This is a genomic window from Palleronia pelagia, from assembly GCF_900110115.1.
Taxonomy (GTDB): domain Bacteria; phylum Pseudomonadota; class Alphaproteobacteria; order Rhodobacterales; family Rhodobacteraceae; genus Palleronia; species Palleronia pelagia.
This window is the reverse complement of sequence record NZ_FOCM01000002.1, coordinates 381,125-404,256: the sequence shown is the minus strand read 5'-3', so window position 1 is coordinate 404,256 and position 23,132 is coordinate 381,125. Positions and strand designations below refer to the sequence as shown.

20 protein-coding genes are annotated in these 23,132 nt (G+C 67.5%); 14 read left to right on the top strand and 6 right to left on the bottom strand.

The features are described 5' to 3' along the window. Window positions 1-121: 121 nt before the first annotated feature. Window positions 122-775: a thiamine diphosphokinase gene (locus BMX96_RS06160; RefSeq protein ID WP_091844707.1), complete on the top strand. Its 654-nt coding sequence runs from the start codon at window positions 122-124 to the stop codon at window positions 773-775. Here the strand turns inward: BMX96_RS06160 and BMX96_RS06155 are convergent. After that, a complete protein-coding gene (locus BMX96_RS06155) occupies window positions 772-2,145 on the bottom strand; it encodes an L-serine ammonia-lyase (protein ID WP_091844706.1) in 1,374 nt (457 codons plus the stop codon). The genes BMX96_RS06160 and BMX96_RS06155 overlap by 4 nt on opposite strands. Window positions 2,146-2,278: 133 nt before the next feature. Here BMX96_RS06155 and rpiA point away from each other — a divergent pair, with 133 nt between their 5' ends. The 6 genes from rpiA to BMX96_RS06125 all read left to right on the top strand — a co-directional run bounded on the left by rpiA (window position 2,279) and on the right by BMX96_RS06125 (window position 8,666). After that, the gene (gene rpiA / locus BMX96_RS06150; RefSeq protein WP_091844705.1) at window positions 2,279-3,067 is read left to right on the top strand and encodes a ribose-5-phosphate isomerase RpiA; all 789 of its coding nucleotides are present in this window, start codon (window positions 2,279-2,281) and stop codon (window positions 3,065-3,067) included. Between the two features lie 13 nt (window positions 3,068-3,080). Continuing rightward, a complete protein-coding gene (locus BMX96_RS06145; RefSeq protein ID WP_091844704.1) occupies window positions 3,081-4,559 on the top strand; it encodes an FAD-dependent oxidoreductase in 1,479 nt (492 codons plus the stop codon). Between the two features lie 75 nt (window positions 4,560-4,634). Continuing rightward, a complete protein-coding gene (hflK, locus tag BMX96_RS06140; protein ID WP_091844703.1) occupies window positions 4,635-5,807 on the top strand; it encodes an FtsH protease activity modulator HflK in 1,173 nt (390 codons plus the stop codon). Then, window positions 5,807-6,823, top strand: coding sequence for a protease modulator HflC (hflC, locus tag BMX96_RS06135; protein ID WP_091844702.1), 1,017 nt, complete (start codon window positions 5,807-5,809; stop codon window positions 6,821-6,823). Before hflK ends, hflC begins: the two co-directional genes overlap by 1 nt. Next, window positions 6,823-7,017, top strand: a complete 195-nt coding sequence (locus tag BMX96_RS06130; RefSeq protein ID WP_073128561.1) for a DUF2065 domain-containing protein — start codon at window positions 6,823-6,825, stop codon at window positions 7,015-7,017. The genes hflC and BMX96_RS06130 overlap by 1 nt, the downstream gene beginning before the upstream one ends. A 227-nt stretch (window positions 7,018-7,244) precedes the next feature. Beyond that, complete coding sequence (locus BMX96_RS06125) at window positions 7,245-8,666, top strand: DegQ family serine endoprotease (protein ID WP_091844701.1); 1,422 nt, start codon at window positions 7,245-7,247, stop codon at window positions 8,664-8,666. Window positions 8,667-8,741: 75 nt separating this feature from the next. Here BMX96_RS06125 and BMX96_RS06120 read toward each other — a convergent pair whose 3' ends face one another. The 3 genes from BMX96_RS06120 to BMX96_RS06110 are packed head-to-tail and all read right to left on the bottom strand — an operon-like array spanning window position 8,742 to window position 12,727. Then, entirely contained in the window at window positions 8,742-10,121 is a 1,380-nt protein-coding gene (locus tag BMX96_RS06120) for a S8/S53 family peptidase (protein ID WP_091844700.1), read from the bottom strand. After that, entirely contained in the window at window positions 10,121-10,993 is an 873-nt protein-coding gene (locus tag BMX96_RS06115; protein ID WP_091844699.1) for a phosphatase PAP2 family protein, read from the bottom strand. The genes BMX96_RS06120 and BMX96_RS06115 overlap by 1 nt, the downstream gene beginning before the upstream one ends. Window positions 10,994-11,005: 12 nt before the next feature. Next, on the bottom strand, window positions 11,006-12,727 hold the full coding sequence (locus BMX96_RS06110; RefSeq protein ID WP_091844698.1) for an AfsR/SARP family transcriptional regulator: 1,722 nt from the start codon (window positions 12,725-12,727) through the stop codon (window positions 11,006-11,008). 393 nt (window positions 12,728-13,120) lie between these two features. Between BMX96_RS06110 and BMX96_RS06105 the strand changes: the two genes are divergently transcribed. The 4 genes from BMX96_RS06105 to BMX96_RS06090 all read left to right on the top strand — a co-directional run bounded on the left by BMX96_RS06105 (window position 13,121) and on the right by BMX96_RS06090 (window position 17,847). Further along, a complete protein-coding gene (locus tag BMX96_RS06105; RefSeq protein WP_091844697.1) occupies window positions 13,121-14,884 on the top strand; it encodes an Ldh family oxidoreductase in 1,764 nt (587 codons plus the stop codon). 31 nt (window positions 14,885-14,915) lie between these two features. After that, on the top strand, window positions 14,916-15,908 hold the full coding sequence (locus BMX96_RS06100) for a sialic acid TRAP transporter substrate-binding protein SiaP (protein WP_091844696.1): 993 nt from the start codon (window positions 14,916-14,918) through the stop codon (window positions 15,906-15,908). A gap of 94 nt (window positions 15,909-16,002) precedes the next feature. After that, complete coding sequence (locus BMX96_RS06095) at window positions 16,003-16,566, top strand: TRAP transporter small permease (protein ID WP_091844695.1); 564 nt, start codon at window positions 16,003-16,005, stop codon at window positions 16,564-16,566. A gap of 3 nt (window positions 16,567-16,569) precedes the next feature. Further along, the gene (locus tag BMX96_RS06090) at window positions 16,570-17,847 is read left to right on the top strand and encodes a TRAP transporter large permease (protein WP_091844694.1); all 1,278 of its coding nucleotides are present in this window, start codon (window positions 16,570-16,572) and stop codon (window positions 17,845-17,847) included. A 14-nt stretch (window positions 17,848-17,861) separates the two neighbouring features. Here the strand turns inward: BMX96_RS06090 and BMX96_RS06085 are convergent, their stop codons facing one another. Next, window positions 17,862-18,629, bottom strand: a complete 768-nt coding sequence (locus BMX96_RS06085; protein ID WP_091844693.1) for an SDR family oxidoreductase — start codon at window positions 18,627-18,629, stop codon at window positions 17,862-17,864. Between the two features lie 69 nt (window positions 18,630-18,698). Here BMX96_RS06085 and BMX96_RS06080 point away from each other — a divergent pair, with 69 nt between their 5' ends. After that, complete coding sequence (locus BMX96_RS06080; protein WP_091844692.1) at window positions 18,699-19,628, top strand: 3,5-dioxohexanoate:acetyl-CoA acetone transferase; 930 nt, start codon at window positions 18,699-18,701, stop codon at window positions 19,626-19,628. Window positions 19,629-19,642: 14 nt separating this feature from the next. On the opposite strand, the gene BMX96_RS06075 is transcribed toward BMX96_RS06080, so the two are convergent. Further along, window positions 19,643-20,662: a four-carbon acid sugar kinase family protein gene (locus BMX96_RS06075; protein WP_091844691.1), complete on the bottom strand. Its 1,020-nt coding sequence runs from the start codon at window positions 20,660-20,662 to the stop codon at window positions 19,643-19,645. A gap of 95 nt (window positions 20,663-20,757) precedes the next feature. On the opposite strand from BMX96_RS06075, the gene pdxA reads away from it, so the two are divergent. Together pdxA and BMX96_RS06065 are read left to right on the top strand one after the other, a co-directional pair. After that, the gene (pdxA, locus tag BMX96_RS06070) at window positions 20,758-21,729 is read left to right on the top strand and encodes a 4-hydroxythreonine-4-phosphate dehydrogenase PdxA (protein WP_091844690.1); all 972 of its coding nucleotides are present in this window, start codon (window positions 20,758-20,760) and stop codon (window positions 21,727-21,729) included. A 109-nt stretch (window positions 21,730-21,838) separates the two neighbouring features. Beyond that, window positions 21,839-23,119 (top strand): MFS transporter, encoded by a 1,281-nt coding sequence (locus BMX96_RS06065; protein WP_091844689.1) that lies wholly within the window; start codon window positions 21,839-21,841, stop codon window positions 23,117-23,119. The last annotated feature ends 13 nt before the right edge of the window (window positions 23,120-23,132 follow it).

The following is a 23,132-nucleotide window of genomic DNA, read 5'->3' as shown; positions in this document are numbered from 1 at the left end:
TTAGGCAAGAAAAGGTTTACCACGCATTGGTTCCTAGAAATGAACAGAACCAAGAAAGTTGCGGTATTTTTTCGGGGCCGAAATGTGGCCGTTGAGAACAAAATGGCAGTATCTAACGGAAATGGCGAGTACCCGAGTTTTTTCGCAGGGCCTGACCCTGTTGGGCGGCGGCGCATCCGATCCGGCTGATTTGGCCGAGTCGCTGGTCCGTGCCCCGGATCTTGTAGCGCTGGACGGTGGGGCTGACGTGGCGCTGGCCGCGGGTCACACGCCGGCGCTGACCATCGGCGACATGGATTCGATTTCGGGGACGGCGCTCGCGGCGCTGCCGCCCGACAGTGTCATCCGGGTCGACGAGCAGGACACGACCGATTTCGAGAAGGGGCTGAGCCGGGTCTCGGCGCCGCTGATCCTGGGCGTGGGATTCACGGGCGGGCGGCACGACCACATGCTGGCGGCGCTGTCGGTGCTGGTCCGGCTGCGCCCGCCCTGCGTTCTGCTGGGCGGCGAGGACGTGATCTTCGCCGCGCCGCGCCGGGTGATGCTGGACCTCGCGCCCGGGACCCGGGTGTCGTTGTTTCCGCTGGCGCCGGTCACCGGGCGGTCGCGGGGGCTGGAATGGCCCATCGACGGTCTGACCCTGTCGCCCGTGGGCCGCGTCGGGACATCGAACCGCGCGCTGGGCCCGGTCGAGCTGTCCTTCGACGGGCCGGGGCCGATCGTGCTGCTGCCGCGCAGCTGTCTCGATCAGGCCATCGCGGCGGTGACGGCCTAGCAATTCGGGACATTCACCGCGAGGCCGCCCAGGGATGTTTCCTTGTACTTCTCGCTCATGTCGTTGCCGGTCTGGCGCATGGTCTCGATCGCGGCGTCCAGCGGCACCAGGTGCACACCGTCGCCGCGCAGGGCCAGCGACGCGGCGCTGACGGCCTTGATGGTGCCAAGCCCGTTGCGCTCGATGCAGGGCACCTGGACCAGCCCGCGAATGGGGTCGCAGGTCATGCCCAGGTGATGCTCCAACGCGATTTCGGCCGCGTTCTCGATCTGCCGGGGCGTGCCGCCCAGCACGGCGCACAGCCCCGCGGCCGCCATGGCCGACGCGCTGCCCACCTCGGCCTGGCAGCCGCATTCGGCGCCCGAGATCGAGGCGTTGTGCTTGACCAGTCCGCCTATGGCCGCGGCGGTGAGCAGGAACTCGGGCACCTGCCGCCGCGACGCGCCGGGCATGTGGTCCAGCCAGTAGCGGATCGTCGCAGGCACCACGCCCGCCGCGCCGTTGGTGGGCGCGGTGACGACCTGGCCGCCGGCGGCGTTCTCCTCGTTCACCGCCATGGCATAGGCGCTCATCCAGTCCAGCATGACGTGGGGCGTGGCCTGGTTGCGCCCGTGCTCGGCCTTCAGCGCATCGAAGATGCCCGCCGCGCGCCGCCGCACGTTCAGCCCGCCGGGCAGCGTGCCGTCGGTTGTCAGACCCCGGTCGATGCACGCGGCCATGACCTGCCATATCCGGTCGAGCCCGCGGTCCAGATCGCCCCCGCTGCGGCGTGACAGCTCGTTCTTGCGTTTCATGGCGGCGATGGAAAGGCCCGAGCTCTCGGCCATCTCGACCATCTGTGCGGCGGTCTTGAACGGGTAGGGCACGGGCGGTCCGGTGTCGGTATCCGCACCCTCGGCCAGTTCGCGGTCGGTCAGCACGAAGCCCCCGCCGACCGAGTAGAAGACCTGCTGCACCAGCGTGTCGCCCTGCGCGTCGCGGGCCAGCAGGACCATGCCGTTGGCGTGGCCGGGCAGGGCGGTCTCATAATCGAAGCGCAGATCCTTCTCGGGATCGAATCCCATGCGCGGCAGCCCCTCGGGCGCGACGGAGCGGCGTGCGGCGATATCGGACAGGGTCGCCTCGGCGGCGTCGGCGTCGAAGTCCTCGGGCGTGAAGCCGGCCAGCCCGAGGATCACCGCCCGGTCCGTGGCGTGGCCCTTGCCGGTGAACGCAAGGCTGCCGTGCAGAACCGCCCCCACCGACGCCGGCGTGAACGGCCCCGCGCGCAACTGGTCGAGGAAACGCGCGGCGGCCACCATGGGCCCCATGGTGTGCGAGGACGACGGGCCGATCCCCACCTTGAACATCTCGAAGACCGACAGGAACATGGCGGCTCCTTCTGATTTGGCACGCGGCCAGATTGATCCATGGGGCCGAGCGCGCAAGGGGGCGCGGCTTTGCCATGGCCCCGGCGGGCGTCACCGCTTATAAGGCCGGCGAACCATCCGAGAGGTCCCGCCCATGTCCGCACAGCTTTCGCCCATCGACACCGCGAAATTCGTCGCTGCAAAGCGCGCTTGCGACTTCGTCGAGAACGGGATGCGCGTCGGGCTCGGCACCGGGTCGACCGCCGCGTGGCTGGTGCGCTGCCTGGGCGAGATGGTGGAGAAGGACGGCCTGCGCATCAAGGGCGTGCCGACCTCGACCCGCACGGCCGAGCTGGCGCGCAGCGTCGGCATCGACGTCATCGCGCTGGACGAGGCCAAGTGGCTGGACCTGACCATCGACGGCGCGGACGAGTTCGACAACGAACTGAACCTCATCAAGGGCGGCGGCGGCGCGCTGCTGCAGGAGAAGATCGTCGCCACCGCGTCGGACCGGATGATCGTCATCGCCGACAAGTCCAAGCACGTGGAAACGCTGGGCGCCTTTCCCCTGCCGGTCGAGGTGATCCCGTTCGGCTGGCAGACCACCAAGGCGCTGGTCGAGGAAACCGTCAGCGCGCTGGACGTGCTGGGCGACCAGGTGACCCTGCGCATGGATGGTTCACGGCCCTACGTCACCGACGAAGGCAACCACATTCTCGACCTGCACCTGAACCGCATAGGCAATGCCCGACAGCTGGCGCTGGTCGTCAACCAGATCCCCGGCGTCGTCGAGAATGGCCTGTTCATCGACATCTGCGACGTGGTGGTGCTGGGCCATGGCGACGGGCGGGTCGAGGTGCGGGACATCAACGATGGCACCACGCAGGAGGACCGGATCGATTTCGTCGATACCGAGAACCTCTTTTCCGACCTGAACGACTGAGCGCGGAGTAACCATGTCTGAATTCGACTACGACCTGTTCGTGATCGGCGGCGGCTCGGGCGGGGTGCGCGCCGCACGCACCGCCGCCGCGACCGGCGCCCGCGTGGCCCTGGCCGAGGAAAGCCGCATGGGGGGCACCTGCGTGATCCGCGGCTGCGTGCCCAAGAAGATCATGGTCTTCGCCTCGGAATACCCCGAGGCCATTGCCAACGCGCAGGCCTACGGCTGGGACGCCAGCATCGGCGCCTTCGACTGGCCCGACTTCCGCACGCGCCTGCACAAGGAGCTGAACCGGCTGGAAGAGGTGTATCGCTCGATGCTGAAGAAGTCGGAGGTCGAGATCTACGACAGCCGCGCGACACTGGCAGACCCGCACACAGTGAATCTGGCGGATGGCGGGACGAAGACCGCCAAGCACATCCTGATCGCCACCGGCGGCCACCCCGTGCGGCCCGAAGTGCCGAATGCCGACCTGGGTCTCGTGTCCAACGACATCTTCCTTCTCGAACAGCTGCCCGAGCGCATCCTGATCGTCGGCGGCGGCTATATCGCCTGCGAATTCGCCTGCATCCTGCACGGGCTTGGGGTCGAGGTCGAAATGTACCTGCGCGGCGCCCAGGTGCTGCGCGGCTTCGACGAAGAGGCGCGCGGCCTCGTGGCCGAGATGATGCGCGACCGCGGGATCGGCATCCACACCGGCACCAATATCGCCGAGATGGACCTGGCCGAGAACGCCGACCACCGGCCCAAGGGCACGCAATCGGACGCTGCCATGGGGGCGCCCGCCAATGACGGGATGTCCCGCACTCTGGGCGAGAACCCCAGGTCGCGCACCGAGGATGCCGCCGGCAAGAAGATCTGGGTGAAATCGACGTCGGGGCGCGAGAACGTCTATGACCACGTCTTCTTCGCCACCGGCCGCAAGCCGTCGACGGATGGCCTCGGGCTCGAGGATCTGGGCGTGAAGCTGGGCCGGTCCGGCAATATCGAGGTGGACGAGTATTCCCAGACCTCGGTGCCGTCGATCTATGCCATCGGCGACGTGACCGGCCGGGTCGAACTGACGCCGGTCGCCATCCGCGAGGGCATGGCCTTCACCGAAACCGTGTTCAAGGGCAACCCGACCCCCGTGGACCACGAGATGATCCCGTCGGCCGTGTTCACGCAGCCCGAGCTGGGTACCGTCGGCATGACCGAAGAAGAGGCCCGCGAGGACCGCGAGATCGAGGTCTACTGCACCTCGTTCCGTCCCATGCAGACCGCCTTCATCGATCGGCCCGAACGCACGCTGCTGAAGCTGGTGGTGGACCGCGAGACCCGCGTGGTGCTGGGCTGTCACATCGTCGCAGATGCCGCGGGCGAGATGATCCAGCTGGCCGGCATCGCCGTGAAGGCGGGCCTTACCAAGGAGCAGTTCGACGCAACTTGCGCGGTTCATCCGACCATCGGTGAAGAACTCGTGACCATGCGCGAGCCGACCCGAACGGGTTGAAGTTTGGCCCCGATTGCCCAATTGGATACCATACCCATACGACCGAAGACGATCGACAAAAAGGCGACAACAAGCATGGCGAACAATAACGGCGGCCCTTGGGGAGGCGGCTCGGGTGGCTCGGGCGGCGGCAATCGCGGAAACGGCGATGACCGGCGGCCCGGCAATCGGCGCCCGGGCGATGGACCGCAAGTTCCCGACATCGACGAAATCGTGCGCAAGGGCCAGCAGCAGCTGAAGGTGCTGATGGGCGGCCGTGGCGGCAACAACCGCCCGAACGGCTCGGGCGGCGACGGCGGTCCCGGCATGGGTCGAAACGGCTTCGTGGTCGGCGGGCTCGTGCTGATCGCTCTCTGGCTCTTCGCCAGCTTCTACACGGTCCGCCCCGAAGAGCAGTCGGTGGAATTGTTCCTCGGCGAATATTCCTCGACCGGCAATCCTGGCCTGAACTTCGCGCCGTGGCCCGTCGTCACCGCCGAGGTGATCCCGGTCACCCGCGAACAAACCGAGGAACTCGGTATCGGCCGCGGATCGAACCAGGATGACGGCTTGATGCTGACCACCGACGAGAACATTGTCGACATCGACTTCGAGGTCGTCTGGAACATCCGCGACCCCGCCCAGTTTTTGTTCAACCTGGCCGAGCCGCAGGCGACCATCCGCGCCGTCTCCGAATCGGCCATGCGCGAGGTCATCGCCCAGTCCGAGCTGGCGCCGATCCTGAACCGCGACCGCGACCTGATCGCCAACACGGTGCAGGAGCTGATCCAGTCGACGCTCGACAGCTACGACTCGGGCGTGAACATCGTGCGTCTGAACCTCGACAAAGCCGACCCGCCCGCCGAGGTGATCGACGCCTTCCGCGACGTGCAGGCCGCCGAGCAGGAGCGCGACCGGCTTGAGCGTCAGGCCGACGCCTACGCCAACCAGGCGCTGGCCGATGCTCGCGGTGAGTCCGCGCAGATCCTGGAAGAGGCCGAAGCCTACCGCGCCCAGACCGTCAACGAGGCGCAGGGTGAGGCAAGCCGCTTCACGGCCGTGCTGGGCGAGTACCAGAAGGCACCCGAAGTGACGCGCAAGCGGCTGTATCTTGAAACGATGGAGCAGGTTCTGGGACGGGTCGACAAGGTGATCCTCGATGAACAGGCCGGTGGCGGCACCGGGCAGGGTGTCGTGCCCTACCTGCCGCTCAATGATCTGAACCGCCGTTCCGGCAACCAGACCCAGACCAACGGAGGGTCGAACTGATGCGTAAATCCTATGTGGCCCTCGCCCTTGCGGCCCTTGCCCTCGTTGGTATCAGCGGCGCGGTCTTCATCGTGGACGAGCGTGAAAAGGCGCTTGTGCTCCAGTTCGGCCAGATCCGCGCCGTGAAGGAAGAGCCCGGGCTCGCGTTCAAGCTGCCCATCATCCAGGAGGTCGTGCGTTACGACGACCGCATCCTGTCGCTGGACACCGATCCGATCGAGGTCACGCCCAGCGATGACCGCCGTCTCGTGGTCGATGCCTTCGCGCGTTACCGCATTGCCGATGTCGAGCAGTTCCGCCGCGCCGTGGGCGTGGGCGGCGTGCGCTCGGCCGAAAGCCGGCTGGCGTCCATCCTGACCACCCAGACTCGTGCGGTGCTGGGTTCGGACGGTGTCACGTCGAACACGATCCTGTCCTCGGACCGCGCCGCGCTGATGACGCGGATCCGCGACCAGGCCCGGCTGCGCGCCAATGCGCTGGGGCTCGAGGTGATCGACGTGCGGCTGAAGCAGACCGCGCTGCCCGACCAGAACCTCGCCGCGACGTTCGACCGGATGCGCGCCGAGCGGGAACGCGAAGCCACCGACGAACGGGCCCGCGGTGAAGAAGCAGCGCAGCGCGTCCGCGCGCAGGCCGACCGGACCCGGGTCGAGCTTGTCTCCGAGGCCGAGCGCGAAGCGCAGATCGCCCGCGGTGAGGCCGACGCCGAGCGCAACGCGATCTTCGCCGAGGCGTTCGGATCGGACCCGGAGTTCTTCCAGTTCTATCGCTCGCTCACGGCCTACGACCGTTCGCTGCAGGGGCAGAATTCGACGCTGGTCCTGTCGCCCGACAGCGAGTTCTTCGACTACCTCAAGTCGGACAATCCGCGCGACGTGAACATCCAGGCCGTCGCGTCCGCGCCGTCGGAGGCATTCGATGAAAGCGGGTCCACGGACGAGTCCGGTGCCGGCCCCACGGTCGAGCTGCCCGCCACGACGGATGACGACGCTTCCGGGGAAACGGCCACAAACTGATGGCCACGATCCTCCTGGCCATAGGCCTTGTATTGATTATCGAGGGGCTGGTGTTCGCACTGGCCCCTTCGCGTCTAGAGGACCTTCTGGCGGCCCTGAAACAGATGCCGATCGAGACGCGCCGCCTGGTGGGGTTCGGGGCGCTGACCCTGGGCGTGATCCTGGTGGCGTGGGCACGGTCGCTGGGCGCCTGAGCACCGTCGGACTGTCCGCCGGCGCCATGTTACGATCTGTCACGCTGCTTTGAGAGCGCGTCATCGCCCGTTGTGTTGAACAAATCACAGCCTACATTCTAAGCACATGACATCTTGCGCGGCCCGCCGCTTTTTCCGTGGCCCCGCGACAGGCGACATTCTCAACCCGTAAGGAGAGACGACGCGTGACGTCCCAAGCAATCACATTCAGGCCCGTCCGCAGCACCATGCGGCAATGGCTGTCCGCCCTCATGCTGGGCGGCGCCCTGGTTCTGACCCAGACGGTCACGGCCAAGGCAACCCCCGAAACCTTCGCGCCGCTGGCCGAACAGATCTCGGACTCGGTCGTGAACATCACCACGTCCACCACCGTCGCGGCCCGTTCGGGACCCGCGCCGCAGATCCCCGAGGGTTCGCCCTTCGAGGATTTCTTCCGCGACTTCATGGACCGCGCCCCCGGTGGCGAGGGTCAGCGTCCGCGCCGCAGCCAGGCGCTGGGCTCGGGCTTCGTGATCTCGGAAGACGGCTTTATCGTGACGAACAATCACGTCATCGACGGCGCCGACGAGATCAATATCGAGTTCTTCAACGGCGAAGAGCTTCCGGCCGAGGTGATCGGCACGGACCCCAAGACGGACATCGCGCTTCTGAAGGTCGACAGCGATGCGCCCCTTCAGCCGGTTCCGTTCGGCAACAGCGACGAGGCGCAGGTCGGCGACTGGGTCATGGCCATGGGCAACCCGCTGGGTCAGGGCTTCTCGGTCTCGGCCGGTATCGTGTCGGCCCGCAACCGTGCGCTCAGCGGCACGTATGACGATTACATCCAGACCGACGCCGCCATCAACCGCGGCAACTCGGGCGGCCCGCTGTTCAACATGGATGGCGAAGTCGTCGGCGTGAACACCGCGATCCTGTCGCCCAACGGCGGCTCCATCGGCATCGGCTTCGCCATGTCGTCGAACGTGGTGACCAAGGTCGTCGAACAGCTGCAAGAGTTCGGCGAGACCCGCCGCGGCTGGCTGGGCGTGCGCATCCAGGATGTGACCGACGACATCGCGGAAAGCATCGGTCTCGAGACCGCGGAAGGCGCGCTGGTCACCGACGTGCCCGAAGGCCCTGCAATGGAAGCCGGCATGGAAGCGGGCGACGTGATCGTGTCGTTCAACGGCAATGACATAGAGGACACCCGTGAGCTGGTCCGCCGCGTGGGCGATGCCGCGGTCGGCGCCGAGGTCCCTGTCACCGTGTTCCGCGAAGGCGACGAGGTCGAGCTGACCGTCGTCCTTGGTCGCCGGGAAGAGGCCGAGGCCGTGCCCGCTGCAATGAGCAGCGACGACGCGGAAGAGCCGTCCGAGACCGAGCTTCTGGGCATCACCGTCGCCCCCCTGACCGACGAGATGCGCGAAGAGCTGGGCGTCTCGAACGGCATGGACGGTCTTGCCGTGACCGAGGTCTCCGAGGACAGCGACGCGTTCGAAAAGGGCATCCGTGCCGGTGACGTCATCACCGAGGCGGGCCAGGAAAAGGTCGCATCCGCCTCGGATCTCGAGGCGCGTGTCGAAGCCGCGCAGGAGGCCGGCCGCAAGTCGATCCTGCTGCTGATCCGCCGCGGCGGCGAACCGCGGTTCGTGGCCCTGCCGATCGAATGATCCGCGGGATCTGATCTGGAACACCAAAACGGCCCCCTCGGGGGCCGTTTTTTCGTTCACGGGTCGCGAGGTAGGTCAGGCGTCCGGGAATGTCGGTTTACCGTCCCAGCACGGCATCGACAGTGGCGCATCCGGGTCGCCCACCGCGTGGCATTTGCCAAGCAGCCAGCCCTTCGCCTCAACGCCCGAGCGCCCCGTCATCGCACCGGTGGACATCCCCAACGACAGGAATCCGGCCACCAAGGCCGAGGCCGCTGACGTGCCGCCGAACCGGCTGAAATACGATCCGAATTCCCTGATCGGGGCGCCAACCGGGTCCGTCGGGACCGAGCTGCCCGAATACCCCGCGGGCCCCGGCACATCGGTGCTGATGACGTCGAACCGCGAATACTTGGCGTTGTCGTTGTCGACCGGGACGCCGATGGGGTCATAGTCCGGTGCGCTTTCGTCCAGGCGGATCTCGGTCGCGTCGAAGATCTCGGCGTCGTTGCTGGGCGCCGCGACGGTGACCCCGCGCGCGGGGGCGAAGCCGCTGCGCTGACCCTTGGCGTTCACGGCGCCGACCGAGATGATCCCGTTATGGTCCGTGGCCAGGTTCGCGGGGTAGATCCCGCCATCCTCGGCGGCGTTCCCCGCCGCGCACACCACCGGGCGACGGTGGGACACGGCGACGATCAGGGCGGCCAGTTCGCTCCAGAGGTCGGCCTCGCCTTCGACGGGGGCGACCTGCCGCACCATGTCGCCAAGACTGCGGTCGCCGATCTTGATGTCGTCCAGTTCCGGCACGGTGCGCACCGGGTCGGCGATCACCCGGGGCAGCAGGACAACATCCGCGCCCACGAGGTCGGCATAGAGGAACGCGAGGATCAGGCTTTCCGGCGCAGGATCGAAATTAGTCGACACCTGGATGATCCGGCACATGGGATCGACACCACTGTAGGGCAGGGGCAGGTCGGCGGTTCCGCCGCCGGGCAGGGCTTGCTGCGCGATGGCGGGGCGGGCGCCGACCAGCCCGGCGATGTTGGTGCCATGGGCCGAAAACATCGGCGACACGCAGGGCTGCACGCCAAGGTGGTGCGCGGCCGAGCCCGAGGACAGCCGGTCTACCAGCTCGGCCAGCAAGCCGGAACTGCGTGGCAGTCCGTCGGCGATCGTCGTGGTCCAGTCCAGCGGCAGCGCCCCGATCTGGTCCTGCCCCTCTGGCAGGTATGGAAACGACCCAAGCCGCGCCGAGAAAAAATCCAACGACAGGTCGCGGTCGATCGCGTCGACAAGGTTCGGATGGTCCGGCGCGGCGGAGGTGTCGATGACAACCACCTTGGTGGGTTTCTCGGGCTTGGACAGCGCCCAGCCGCGCGGGGCATGATCCGCGTCCAGCACGCCAAGGGTGACCAGGTGCCAAAGCGCATCGTAATGCAGCGCGGCGGGGACGGCGGTTTCGGTATATCCATCCATCACAGCCACTCCGCCTGGGCGGCCAGCATCTGTTCGGCGCAGACCTGTTCCAGCACCGGCGCAACCATTCGGGCCAGGGCGTAACCGGCGGCCGTGTCCGAGGCATAGTGCACCCCGGCCCATTCGCGGTTCTCGGCGATGCGGCGCGCGGCCACGAACATCTCGGCACTTGCCGGGTGTTCCGGCAGCACGCGCGAGAACAGGAACGCGACCGAGAACGACTGGAACGAATGGTTCGACGGGTACGACTGGTGCGCCGGGTTTGGCAGCAATGGGCGCAGCCGCGGCTCGACCTGGTTCGGTCGGAGCACGCCGAAGCGATCCTTGTACCGCAATCCGATCTCGTCGGTCAGGGCGAGGATCAGGTAGAACAGGCTTTCGGTCGCGCCGTAGTCGCCCAGCTCCTCGATCCCCAGGGGCCGAAGATAACCCGACAGCTCCAACCCGGCTTCGCGGTAGATCTCTTCGTGGCGCTGGGACTCGGCGGGACTGCGGCGCAGCGCCTGCTTGATCAGCAGATCGACTGCCTCGCGCCGCAGGCCGTCAAGTCCGGGCGGCGGCGGCAGAGGAAGCGCCATCCACTGGTCGGCCAGCGCGTGCAATTTCTGCCGTTCCCGCCACGGCTCCTGCAGCCCGCCGTCGGGCGCCGCGTCGAGCATCCGGTTTCGATTGCGGTTGCGGTTCCTGTTACGGTTTCTGTTCCTGTTGCGATTACGGTTCCTGTTGCGGTTCAAAGCCAGCACCGAAAGTGCGCCGCCGCCTCCGGCGGCCGTTGCGGGATCAGCGACCGGCTGCGCCGAGGTCTCGTTCAGCAGCAGCCCGGTCGGCGTGACGGTAAAGCGGTTCGCCGCAAGAATGTCGTGAAGTCCCATGTGTAGCCCCCTTCAGCCGGAAATGCGTCGGACCGCGGCGATCAGGTCGTCCTCGCGGTCTGCTTGAGAAATGCGGAACCGGGCTTTCTGCACCGCCGGATCGGTGAATTCGGGATCGCGCAGCAGCAGGTTCTCGAACACTTCGCGCGCCTCGTCCTCGCGGCCGGTCTTGGAGAGGTTGACCAGCAGATACCGCATGGCCGCCGCAAAGCGCGGCTGCTTCGACAGGGCAGCGCGGCTCGCGGCGATGGCCTGTCCGTCTTGGCCGGCCATGGTTGCCGCCATGGCGAGGGTGGTATCGTAGGTATAGCTGAGCGGACTGTACGCCCCGATGGACACCGCACGGCGGGCGGCTTCGATCGCCGTTTTGTAATCTCCCGCGTAGATCCGGTTCAGCGCGTAGTGATCCCACACGAACGCCTGGTGCGGGTTTAGTTGCAGGGCGCGTTCCAGCAGGCCGCGCGCCTGTTCGTGGTCGCGCAGCACGTAGCCGACGGCGTGCCCGAGACAGGCCAGTGCGACCGAGTTGAACGGCGAATCGCGCAGCACGTCCGCGACGATGGCCCGGGTCTCGTCCTCGCCGGACTTCGCCAGCGAGCCCAGGTTCTCGCCCACGCGGAAACTCGTGGCATAGGCCGAGAGCGCCGGCATCAGGACTCCGCCCGCGCTGCCCTTTGCGCCGGCCAGCATCGTCTCGGCATTCTGCAGCGCGTTGCGGTCAAGGCGGAACATCATGTTCAGCGCGGTGTAGCCGGTCAGCAGCGTCGAGGTGCCTTGCTGCGCGGGCGCGGGCCGGCGCCGCTCGATCTCGCGCGACAGGCGGTCGGCGTTCTGGGTGACGAAGCCGGCCAGGATCTGGCTGTCGGGGGTCAGCACCTCGGAACGGTCGGCCTGGATCGACTGGCTCCAGGCCAGGGTCATGGTCTCGGCCAGATGGAAGAAGAAGGTCAGCGTCAGCGAGCCGTGGACCTGAAGGGTGCGCACCCGCAGGAAGTACTCGGTATCGCCGGCACCGATCAGCCGGTCCGATGGCCCACCCGCGTCGCGGAAATCGTAGACGGCAATCGGATGCAACTCGCCCAAGTTGCGGACGATCGACTCCATCAGGTGATCTGCGACGAAGGCCGTCTGGTCGTCGCAGCCTTGCAGGATATGCGGCATCAATCCCAGCGAGATGCGCCCGGCCTTCGGCATCGCGACGCTTGCGGACGGCGGCGCGGGCGCGGCGGCCGTTGCCGGTGCGCGGGCGGCCCGTTCGGCCAGCCGTTCACGCGCATCGTGCCAGCCTTGCCGCTCCAGCAGCAGCCAATCCTCGAACTCGGGGTCGCCGATGTCGATGCCTTCCAGCAAATCCGTTTCGGCCGACAGGCCGGACGCCGCCAGCAGCGCTGAATTCTCTTCGACGGCGTGAATATCGATCCAGAGCGCGCCAGGGCGCAGGCCAAGCGTCTGGCGGTCGACCTCGAGGATCTGGTCGAACAGGTCGCCCAGGTCGCGCCGTAGCTCGAAAATGGTCTGCCGCAGGCTGGTCGAGGCATTGCGGTCGCTGCTGTCTGACCAGAGCTTGTCGCGTAGCCACACGCGCGTGCGTTGCCGCCGGGGCGCAAGCGCGAGAAGGGCAAGAAGCGCGCAGGCCTTCTGACCGCGAGGGGTGCACGGCGCGCCATCGGCATCGGTCAGCGCCAGCGGGCCGATTAGGTGAAGTCGTGCGACGGGTTGCGACGTGCCCAGCATATGCGAACCATAGAAAGGCGTTGGCGCATTTGGAAGGAAAGTGGGGCTATGGTCCCGCTGGTCGGGCCACCGATCAGCCCCATGGCGAGCCATGGATGCCCTTCGGATGACGCTCCCAACAGGTTCGTCCTCAATGAATGGATCAAAGCCTTGGGTGCTCAAATGAATTTTCCACTTTCCTCCAAATGCACGAATCATCCTACGAAGTGCGGCGTTAGCCCGGCGTTAGCTCTTTCCAGAACAGTCGTTAACCTTGCGTTAACTTGCGGAAATCGCCACGATGAACGGTGTCGGTAGGGCGTCCGCCGCTCGGCCACCGGCTTCCGATCCCACAGACTCACTGCCCTTGCGTCATGTGATATATGATATATCGTCGAGGTCGGGAGGATTCGAATGAGCATGGCACTGGACAGCCGCGAGGCGACCGGGCGGCAGAAACTGTCCGAGATCGCGCGCGACCTCATTCGCGAGAAGATCGTCTATGACGAGTTCGGTTTCGGGCGCGTCCTGCGCGAATCCGAGCTTTCTCAGATGCTGAACATGAGCAAGAGCCCCATCCGCGAGGCGCTGTCCGAGCTGGCCTACGAGGGGCTCGTGGTGATGTCGCCCAACCGGTCGGCCCGCGTGATGCAGTTGAGCGCGGGGGACATGGGCGATCTCGCTCACCTGCGCGAGATGCTCGAGGTCGACGGGCTGCGCATGGCGATGGCGTCCGACGCCGCCGGGTTGGCCGCCGCGCTCGATGCCCAGGTCCAGGCCGGTGCCGCCGCGCTCGAGGCTGACGATATCGAGGCGTTCAGCCGGTCGGACAACGAATTCCACCTCGAGATCTTCCGCCACTGCGGCAACCGCTACCTGGAACAGACATTCATTCAGTTCGCGCCGCGCATCCAGGCCATGCGTACCCGCCTGGCCCGCGAGCGCGACCGCATCCGGACGTCGCACGCCACCCACACCGCCATCGTCGCCGCCGTGCAGGCGGGCGAATTGGAGCGCGCCATAGACCTGCTGCGCGATCACGTGCGCGACAATGCGGATGCTTATACCGATTTCTGCTCCGCGAGCCGCGAGGTCGGCGCTCCGCCCCGCGTCAGCTTGGCCGAGATGGAACGCTTCGCCCGCGCCGCGCTGGAGAAAGTGGGCGCCGACGCCGCCACGACGGAATCGGTCGTGCGCGCGCTGGCCCACGCGTCGGGCCTGGGCGTCGACACCCACGGCTACCGGCTGCTGCCCCATTACCTGCGAGGCTTCGCCGGGGGGCGGCTGAACACCACACCCAAGCTGAGCTTTCCGCGCGGAACCGGCGGGGCCGCGGTGCTGGACGCCGACGATGCCCACGGGGCGCGCGCCGGGTATGCCGCGGTCGATCGCGCCATCGAACTGGCCCGCGAATACGGTGTCGGGGCCGTCGCCATCCGCGCGTCGTCGCATTTCGGGGCCGCCGGTGCCTATGCAACCGCCATCGCCGAGGCCGGCATGGCGGGGCTGGCCGTGTGCAATTCGGATGCCTTCGTCCGCCTGCATGGCGGGGCCGAGCGGTTCCACGGCACCAATCCGATCGCCTTCGCCGCACCGACCGGACCGGGTCAGGAGCCTTGGCTCCTGGACATGGCGACGAGCGCGATCCCCTACAACAAGGTGCTGCTGTCGCGGTCGCTGAACAAGGCCCTGCCCGAGGGCACGGCCTCGGACGCGAACGGCGTTGACACCACCGCGCCCGGTATCGCCGAGATGCTGGCCCCGCTCGGGGCGGCCTTCGGCTACAAGGGCGCCGGGCTTGCGGGGATCTCAGAAATCCTGTCGTCGGCCCTGTCGGACGCGCCGCTCAGCCGCGAAATCGCGCCGATGGTCTCGGACGACATGTCGACGCCGCGCGGTCTCGGCGCCTTTGTCCTGGCCATCGATCCCGACGCCTTCATGGGGCGCGACGTGTTCCAGCGGGTCGTGTCACGCTACCGCGCCGCCATCCGCGCGTCGGACGCGGCGCCGGGGCAGTCGGTCATGGCCGCCGGCGACCGCGAATGGGAGGAGGGCCGTCGCCGCCGCGCGCACGGGATCACGCTGGACCCGACCACGATCAAGGAGCTGGCGGAGTTTGCCGCCACGCACGAAATCGCCCCGCTCGGACTCGATGAAGACGTCGGCCGGGCGGATTAGAACGGTCATTGAACAAAAGGGAGAGAGATTAATGACCAAGACCACCATGAGAATTGCACTGGCGGCCACCACCGCCATCGGAGTTGCCGCACCGGCCTTCGCGCAGGATGCGGACCGCGTCCTGAAGTGGGCCCACGTCTACGAGGCGAGCGAGCCCTATCACACCTGCGCCGTCGAGGCCGGCGACAAGCTGGCCGAGCAGACCGACAACCGCCTGGGCATCGAGGTCTTCCCGGCCTCGTCCCTGGGCAAGGAAGTCGACATCAACGAAGGACTTGGCCTGGGCACCGTGGACATCATCTGGACGGGCCAGCTCTTCGCCGGCCGGTCCTACGGGCCGATCGCCATCGGCGGCGCGCCGTTCATGTTCCGCGACTACGATCACTGGGATGCCTACCGCAACAGCGACCTGTTCCAGGAGATGCTGAACGGCTACGAAGAGGCGACGGGCAACCACCCGGTCACGCTGGCCTACTACGGCGCCCGGCACACGACCTCGAACGGGCCGATCCAGACGCCCGCGGACATGGAAGGCATGAAGTTGCGCGTGCCGAATGCGCCGCTCTACATGATGTTCCCGCGCGCGGTCGACGCCAACCCCACGCCCATCGCCTTCGCCGAGGTCTACCTCGCGCTTCAGCAGGGCACGGTGGACGGGCAGGAGAACCCGCTTCCGACGATCCAGGCCAAGAAGTTCTACGAGGTCCAGACGGATATCAACCTGACCGGCCATATCGTCGACAGCCTTTTGGGCATCGTCGGCGGGCCGACCTGGGGTAGCCTCGACGAGGCCGACCAGGAAACGCTGGCCACGATCATCGAGGAAACCTCGGACTGCGTGACAAGCCAGATCCGCGACGCCGAGGCCGAGTTGGCCGATTGGTTCCGCGAGCAGGGCGTGAACGTGAACGAGGTCGACATCACGCCCTTCCGCGAGGCGGTGATGGAGATGCACAACGGCGACATGGCGACCTGGGACCAGGAAACCTACGATCGCCTGCAAGCTATCGGCGCCGACAGCTAAGCTGTTCGCATAGGCGAAGGATGCGCGCGCGGCCCGGGGTCGCGCGCGCATCCCGCATGACAGCACCGACGCCACGCCAGCCAGGGGGACCGCGATGACCGACAAGCGCGACACGGACGAGCCCGAAGCCATCGTCTTCGAGGAGGACGAGATCAATCTCGATGACATTGCCTGGCTCGATTACCTGGTGCTGGTCATCTTCTGGGTGCTGGCCTTCGTCGTCTTCCTGCAGTTCTTCACCCGCTACGTGCTGAACGACTCGCTGGGCTGGACCGAGGAGATCGCACGCTTCCTGCTGATCGCCGTGACCTTCACCGGCTCGATGCTGGCCGCGCGCAAGAACAGCCATATCGCGGTCGAATTCTTCTACCGCTGGATCCCGCGGTCGCTGCGCCGCGTGGCGCAACTCGTCATCGACCTCATAACCACCGCGGCCTTCGCCGGGATGACCTGGCTCTGTATCCAGCTGGCGGGGCGGACGAACCAGCTGATGGTGTCCATCGAGGTCCCGAAATCCACCGTCTATTACTACGTCGCGGCATGCTTCCTCGGCATGACCCTGTTCGCGGCCTGGAACACCTGGCGCCACCTTCGCGACGGAACCAGCCGATTGATCGACCCCGACGCCCACGAAGACGCAACCCTGGGAGCCGATTGAGCCATGACCATCGGAATCATGTTCGTCATCCTGTTCGGCCTGCTGGTCATCGGCGTGCCGGTCGCCGTCGCGCTGGCCGGAGCCTCGGCGATCTTCATCCTGTCGGGCACGGTGCCGCCGATGGTGGTGGCGCACCGCGTCATCAACGGCGTGGACAGCTTCCCGTTGCTGGCGGTGCCGTTCTTCATCCTCGCCGGCAACCTGATGAACACCGCCGGCATCACCGAACGGATCTTCAACTTCGCGCTCGCCCTGGTGGGCTGGATGCGCGGCGGCCTGGGCCACGTGAACGTGGGCGCCTCGGTGATCTTCGCCGGCATGTCCGGCGCCGCGGTGGCGGATGCCGGGGGCCTCGGCTCGATCGAGATCAAGGCCATGCGCGATGCGGGCTACGATCCCGGGTTCTCCGTCGGCATCACGGCGGCGTCCTCGACCATCGGGCCGATCATTCCGCCGTCCCTGCCCATGGTGATCTATGGCGTCGTCTCGGGCGCCTCGATCGGGCAGCTGTTCGCGGCGGGCTTCATCCCGGGCCTCGTCATGGCGCTCAGCCTGATGCTGATGATCTTCTTCTTCGCTGGCCGCTACGGTTTCCAGCGCGACCAGCCCTTCGCCTGGGGCGTGCTGGCGATCACCTTCAAGCGCGCGTTCCTGTCGCTGCTGACGCCGGTCATCATCGTGGGCGGCATCCTGTCGGGCGCGTTCACCCCGACCGAAGCCGCCGTGGCCGCCTGCGCCTATGCCATGTTCCTGGGCCTGATCGTCTATCGCACGCTGACGCTGAAGCGGTTCCTGCGCGTGAGCTTCGACACCATCGAGACGACGGCGGTGGTGCTGTTCGTCGTCGCGGGCGCGGCGATCTTCGCCTGGATCCTGACATCGAACCGGGTGCCCGAAATGGCGGCGTCGCTGCTCTTGGGCGTGTCGGACCGGCCCTGGGTGATCCTGCTGATGATCAACCTGGTGCTGCTGGTGGTGGGCTGCTTCATGGAAACGGTGGCGGCCATCACCATCCTGACGCCCGTGCTGCTGCCGGTCGCGGTCGAACTGGGGATCGACCCGGTGCATTTCGGGGTCATCATGGTGCTGAACCTGATGCTGGGCCTGCTGACCCCGCCGGTGGGCATGGTGCTATACGTGCTCAGCCGGGTGTCGGGCGTGCCGTTCGAACGCTGTGTCGTTGCGACGTCGCCCTTCCTGATCCCGCTGGTGGCCTGCCTGCTGCTGATGACCTTCGTGCCTGCCATCGCCATGTGGCTGCCGACGCTGATCTACCGATAGGCGCAGTGCCGGGGTCAGGTCAGCATCTGCGTGTCGCCGCAAACCGAAATGGCCTGCCCCGACACCGCCCGGCCCAGCGGGCTGGCGAGATACAGCGCCTGATGGGCGATATCCTCGGGCGCGACATAGGCGCCGGTGGAGGTATAGCGCAGGGCGTCGGCCTCGACCTCGGCAAAGCTGCGGCCCTGCCGCTCGGCCTTCTGGGTCAGGACGCGCACCTGCCGGTCACCCGACACGATGCCCGGCAGGATCGCGTTGGCGCGCACCCCGTCCGGGCCCATCTCGATGGCCAGCGACTTGGTGAAGCCGATCACGCCCCACTTGGCCGCCGCGTAGGGTGTGCGCAGGCCAAACCCCAGCCGTCCCGCCAGGGACGAGATGTTGACGATGCTCGCGTTGTCGCTGGCCCGCAGCGCGGCGGCGGCGTGGCGGGTGGCGCGGAACTGGCTGGTCAGGCAGATCTCGATCGTGGCGGCCCAGTCGGCATCGTCGATTTCGTCCACCGGCGCGGTCGGCCCGGCGATGCCGGCGTTGTTCACCAGCGTGTCCAGCCCGCCCATGGCCGCGATGGCGCCCGAGACGAAGGCCTCGATCTGGACCGCGTCGCCCATGTCGGCGCGCGTGCCGGTGATGCCATCGGGCAGGGCGTCCAGCGCCGCCTGGTCGATGTCGCAGACATGCACCACCGCGCCCGCGTCGGCGAAGGCCCGCGCGGTGGCCAGGCCGATGCCCGCCGCGCCACCCGTCACGATCACCCGTGCGCCCGTCATTCCCCAGTCCATCTTCAATTCCTTCCCTGATTTCCATCCCTTCCTAGCGCGCCGCGCGACCGAACCGAAAGAGGACAGCCCATGCCAAGCTCCCGCAAAGTCATCCTGACCTGCGCCGTGACCGGCGCGATCCACACGCCCTCGATGTCCGACGCGCTGCCCGTCACCGCGCACGAGATCGCCGAGGCGGCGCTGGGCGCGGCCGAGGCGGGCGCGTCGATCGTCCACTTGCACGCCCGCGACCCCGAGGACGGCCGCCCCGACCAGACGCCCGAGGCCTTCGCCCCCTTCCTTCAGGTCATCAAGCAACGCAGCGACGTGGTCGTGAACATCACCACCGGCGGCGCGCCCACCATGAGCGTCGAGGAACGGATGCAACCCGCCGCCACCCACGCGCCGGAACTCGCGTCGCTGAACATGGGGTCGATGAATTTCGGCCTGTTTCCGATGCTGGGGCGGTTTCCCGACCTCAAGCACCAGTGGGAGCGGGACTACCTGGGCAACAAGGACATCCTGTTCAACAACACCTTCGGCCAGATCGAGAAGATCATCACCACGCTGTCGGAGAACGGCACCCGGTTCGAGTTCGAATGCTACGACACCGCGCATCTGTATAACCTGAAGTATTTCCTTGATGCGGGGCTGGTGAAGCCGCCGCTATTCATCCAGACGGTGTTCGGGCTGATGGGCGGGATCGGCGCCCATCCCGACGACGTGGCGCACATGAAGCGCACGGCCGACCGGCTGTTCGGCGACGACTGGCGCTGGTCGGTGCTGGGCGCGGGGCGCAACCAGATGAACATCGCCGCCATGGCCGCCGCGCAGGGCGGGCACGTGCGCGTCGGGCTCGAGGATTCACTCTGGATCGGACCGGGCGAGGCGGCCACGTCCAACGCCCAGCAGGTCGCCAAGGCGCGGCGGCTGATCGAGACGCTGGGGCTCGAGGTCGCCACCCCGGACGAGGCGCGCGCGTTGCTGGACCTGAAGGGCGCCGACCGGGTCGGGTTTTGACCGGCGCTCGTGCCCTAGGCGCCGCGCGCGATCCGTCGCAGCAGGTCGGATTCGCCGAAGCCGCCGGACTTGGTGGCGATCTGCAACGTGCCCCATGGCACGTGGGCCTCGCTGACGGGCACGCCGGGGGCGAGTTCAGCGCGGACTTGCAGCACGCCGATGCCCAGCCGGTCGAGGATTGCCTGCGCCGTCTCGCCCCCGGTGGCGAGAAGCCCGTCGGGCCGGGTGGCGCGCAAGTGGTCTGCGACCGCGTCGGCGAAATCGCGTGCGGCATCCTCCGGCGTCCGGCCCGCGCGGCTCTCGGTCATCTGGAAGACGGTGGTCCCGCCGGCGGGGACGTCCCCGGTCGCCCGCCCGTCGGGCAATGCGGTTATGGGCAGCAAGACGCGCAGCGCCTCGACCTGGTCAACGGTGATCGGGTCGCGCGAGCCGACGGCGAAGACCAGCGGATGCGCCAGTTGCCCGTTTACCGGATCGAGCGGACCGAACAGCCGCCGCGCCAGGGCAAAGCACAGGCCCCGCGCCCCCACCCACAGCACGCGGCCCTCCGCGGCGACGCAGGTGTCCAACTGCGCGTCCGTCGTGGCCTCGGGGATCGTCACCGGCCGGTCGAACAGCGGCGCCAGCGCGATGGGCGCGTCGATGCCGTCGCCCGTCACGGCGCCTTCCTTCTGGATCCGCCCCATCTGCGGAACGGCGGGCAGTGCGACGATCCGCTCGGGTGCCATGGCGTCGGCCAGCGCGGCGCATTCGACGCCGACATGGCCCTTGAGCCGCGAGTCCACTTTCTTGATCACGACCGGCACCGCACCCAGATCGAGCCGGTCGGTGCAAGCCCGCATCCGCGCCCGCGCGGTTTCGGCGTCGCCCTCGCGGCAGGCCAGGTTGACCGACAGCACATCCGGCGCACGCTCCAGCGCCTCGGGAATGCGGGCCACGTCGCGGGCCACAACCACGCTGCGCCCGCCACCGGTGAAGGCGACGGCGCTGTCCAGCGCTCCGGTCAGGTCGTCGGCGATGATGAGAACTTGCACGCGAACCTCGGCACTCGGACGCCGTTGATGCTATGCGCCGGTCCGGGCGGGCGCAACGCCCACACCGGGACCGCCAAGACGAAAGGAAAGACCCAATGACTGCTCCGATCCTGCTGACCATGGGCGATCCCGCCGGTGTCGGCCCCGAGATCACCGTCAAGGCGCTGGCCGAGCGCGACCCGAACCTCCGCCGGCGCGTGGCCGTCATCGGGGACCGCGACGTGCTGGTTCGCGCGGCCGAGGTTTCGGGCGTCGATCTGCCGGTGATCGATGTCGGGGCGGAGGGCGACGGCCTGCAGGTCGATCACCTCGCGACCGACGGTCTGCCCGGCCGGTTCGGTGTCCAGGACCCGGCCTGCGGCGAGGCGTGCTTCCGCTACATCTCGCGCGCCGTGGACCTGGCGCTGGAAGATCCGGCGCGCTGCATCGTGACCGCGCCCATCAACAAGGCGGCGCTGAACGCGGCGGGTCACCACTATGACGGGCACACGGGGATGCTGGCGCATCTGACCGGCTCCAAGTCGTCCTGGATGCTGCTGGCGTCGGAAAAGCTGAGCGTGCTGCACGTCTCGACCCATGTCTCCCTGCGCGAGGCCATCGGGCGGGCCACGACGGAAAGGGTGCTCGAGACGATCCGCATCGGGAATGCGCACCTCAAGAAGATGGGCAACCCCGAGCCGCGCATCGCCGTGGCGGGCATCAATCCCCATTGCGGCGAGGGGGGGCTTTTCGGCAACGAGGATGACGAGGCCATCGCCCCCGCCGTCGCCGCCGCAAGGGACGAGGGTATCGCCGTCGAAGGGCCGGTGCCCGCCGACACGGTCTACCACCGGGCCTATCGTGGTGCCTTCGACCTGGTCATCGCGCAGTACCACGACCAGGGGCACATCCCGATCAAGCTGGTGGCCTTCGATACGGCGGTGAACGTGTCGCTGGGGCTGCCGATCAACCGCTGTTCGGTGGACCACGGCACCGCCTTCGACATCGCGGGGACCGGGAAGGCGGATCACGGCAACATGCTGTCGGCGCTCGACTACGCCGAGAAAATCATCTCGGCCGGGCGCTGACCGGATCGGCAGTGAAGGCCGGCCGGGCCTTTGCCCGCCGCGCCAAGCCGTGTAGGGGTTCCCCGTGACCCGCCCTGACCCGTAAACCGACACGCGCCACGGTGCCGCCATGATCCGAAGCCTGTTCTCGCTTGCCGCCCTGCTGATGGGCTCTGCCTTTCTTCTGTTTGCCGGTGGTCTGAACAGCCTGATCCTGCCCATCCGGGGCGAGGCCGAGGGCTTTACCGCCGCATCGCTGGGTCTGCTCGGCACGGGCTGGGCGCTGGGCTATGTCGTCGGGTGCCTGCGAACGCCGACGCTGGTGGCGCGGGTGGGGCACATCCGGGCCTTCGGCGCCATGTGCGCCATCGCGGCCATCGCGGTGCTGTTGTCGCTGATCCTGATCACGCCGTGGGTCTGGATCCCGGTGCGCGCGCTGTCGGGCTTCTGTTTCGCGGGCGCCGCGATGATCGTGGAAAGCTGGCTGAACGAACGCACCGATGCGTCGTCGCGCGGGCGGGTGTTCGGAGTCTACACGATGGTGAACCTGGCCGCGACGACGGCGGGCCAGCTGATCCTGACGCTGGGCGACGCGACCGGCTACGTGTTCTTCGCGCTGGCGGCCATCGTCTACTGCATGGCGCTGCTGCCCACGGCGATCAGCGCGACGACCACGCCAGCGCCGCTGACCCAGGTGTCCCTGAACCTTCGCGCGTTGTGGCGCAATTCGCCCATCGCCGTCTTCGCGGTCATGATGGTCGGGGTGTCGAACGCGTCCTTCGGCACGCTGGCCGCCGTTTATGCCGCGCGCATCGGCATGAGCCTGAGCGAGATCGCGTTGTTCGCCAGCATCCCGATCCTGGCCGGGGCGGTGTCGCAGATTCCCGTGGGGATCGCGTCGGACCGCTTCGACCGCCGCAAGGTCCTGATTGGCGTCAGCCTGCTGGCCCTGGTCGCCGACGGTCTTTTCATCGCGCTGGGATCCATGGGGCCGCCGGTGGTGATGGCGCTGGCCGCGCTGTTCGGAGCGACCGTCTTCGCCATGTATCCGGTCATCGTGGCCCATGCCAACGACCACGCAGAACCGGGATCGTTCATCCAGGTCAGCGGCGGGCTGTTGCTGGTCTTCGGGATCGGCTCGATCTTCGGTCCGACGGTGGCGGGTTTCGCCATGACGTCGTTCGGGGCGGCCACCCTGTTCGCGGTCACCGGGGGCGCCCACGCGCTGCTGATCGCCTTCGCCATCCTCCGCATCGCCACCGCGCCCGCCGTCAGCCCCGAGAACAAGACCCGCATCCGCGCCAGGCTGCTGGCGCGGGGATCCACGCCCGAGACCCTGGCCATGGCCGCCAACCAGAAGGAATTCGATGCCCGGGACAAGGCCGCCGCGCCAGATTCGGCACCGGGCTAGGTCAGGGTTGCAC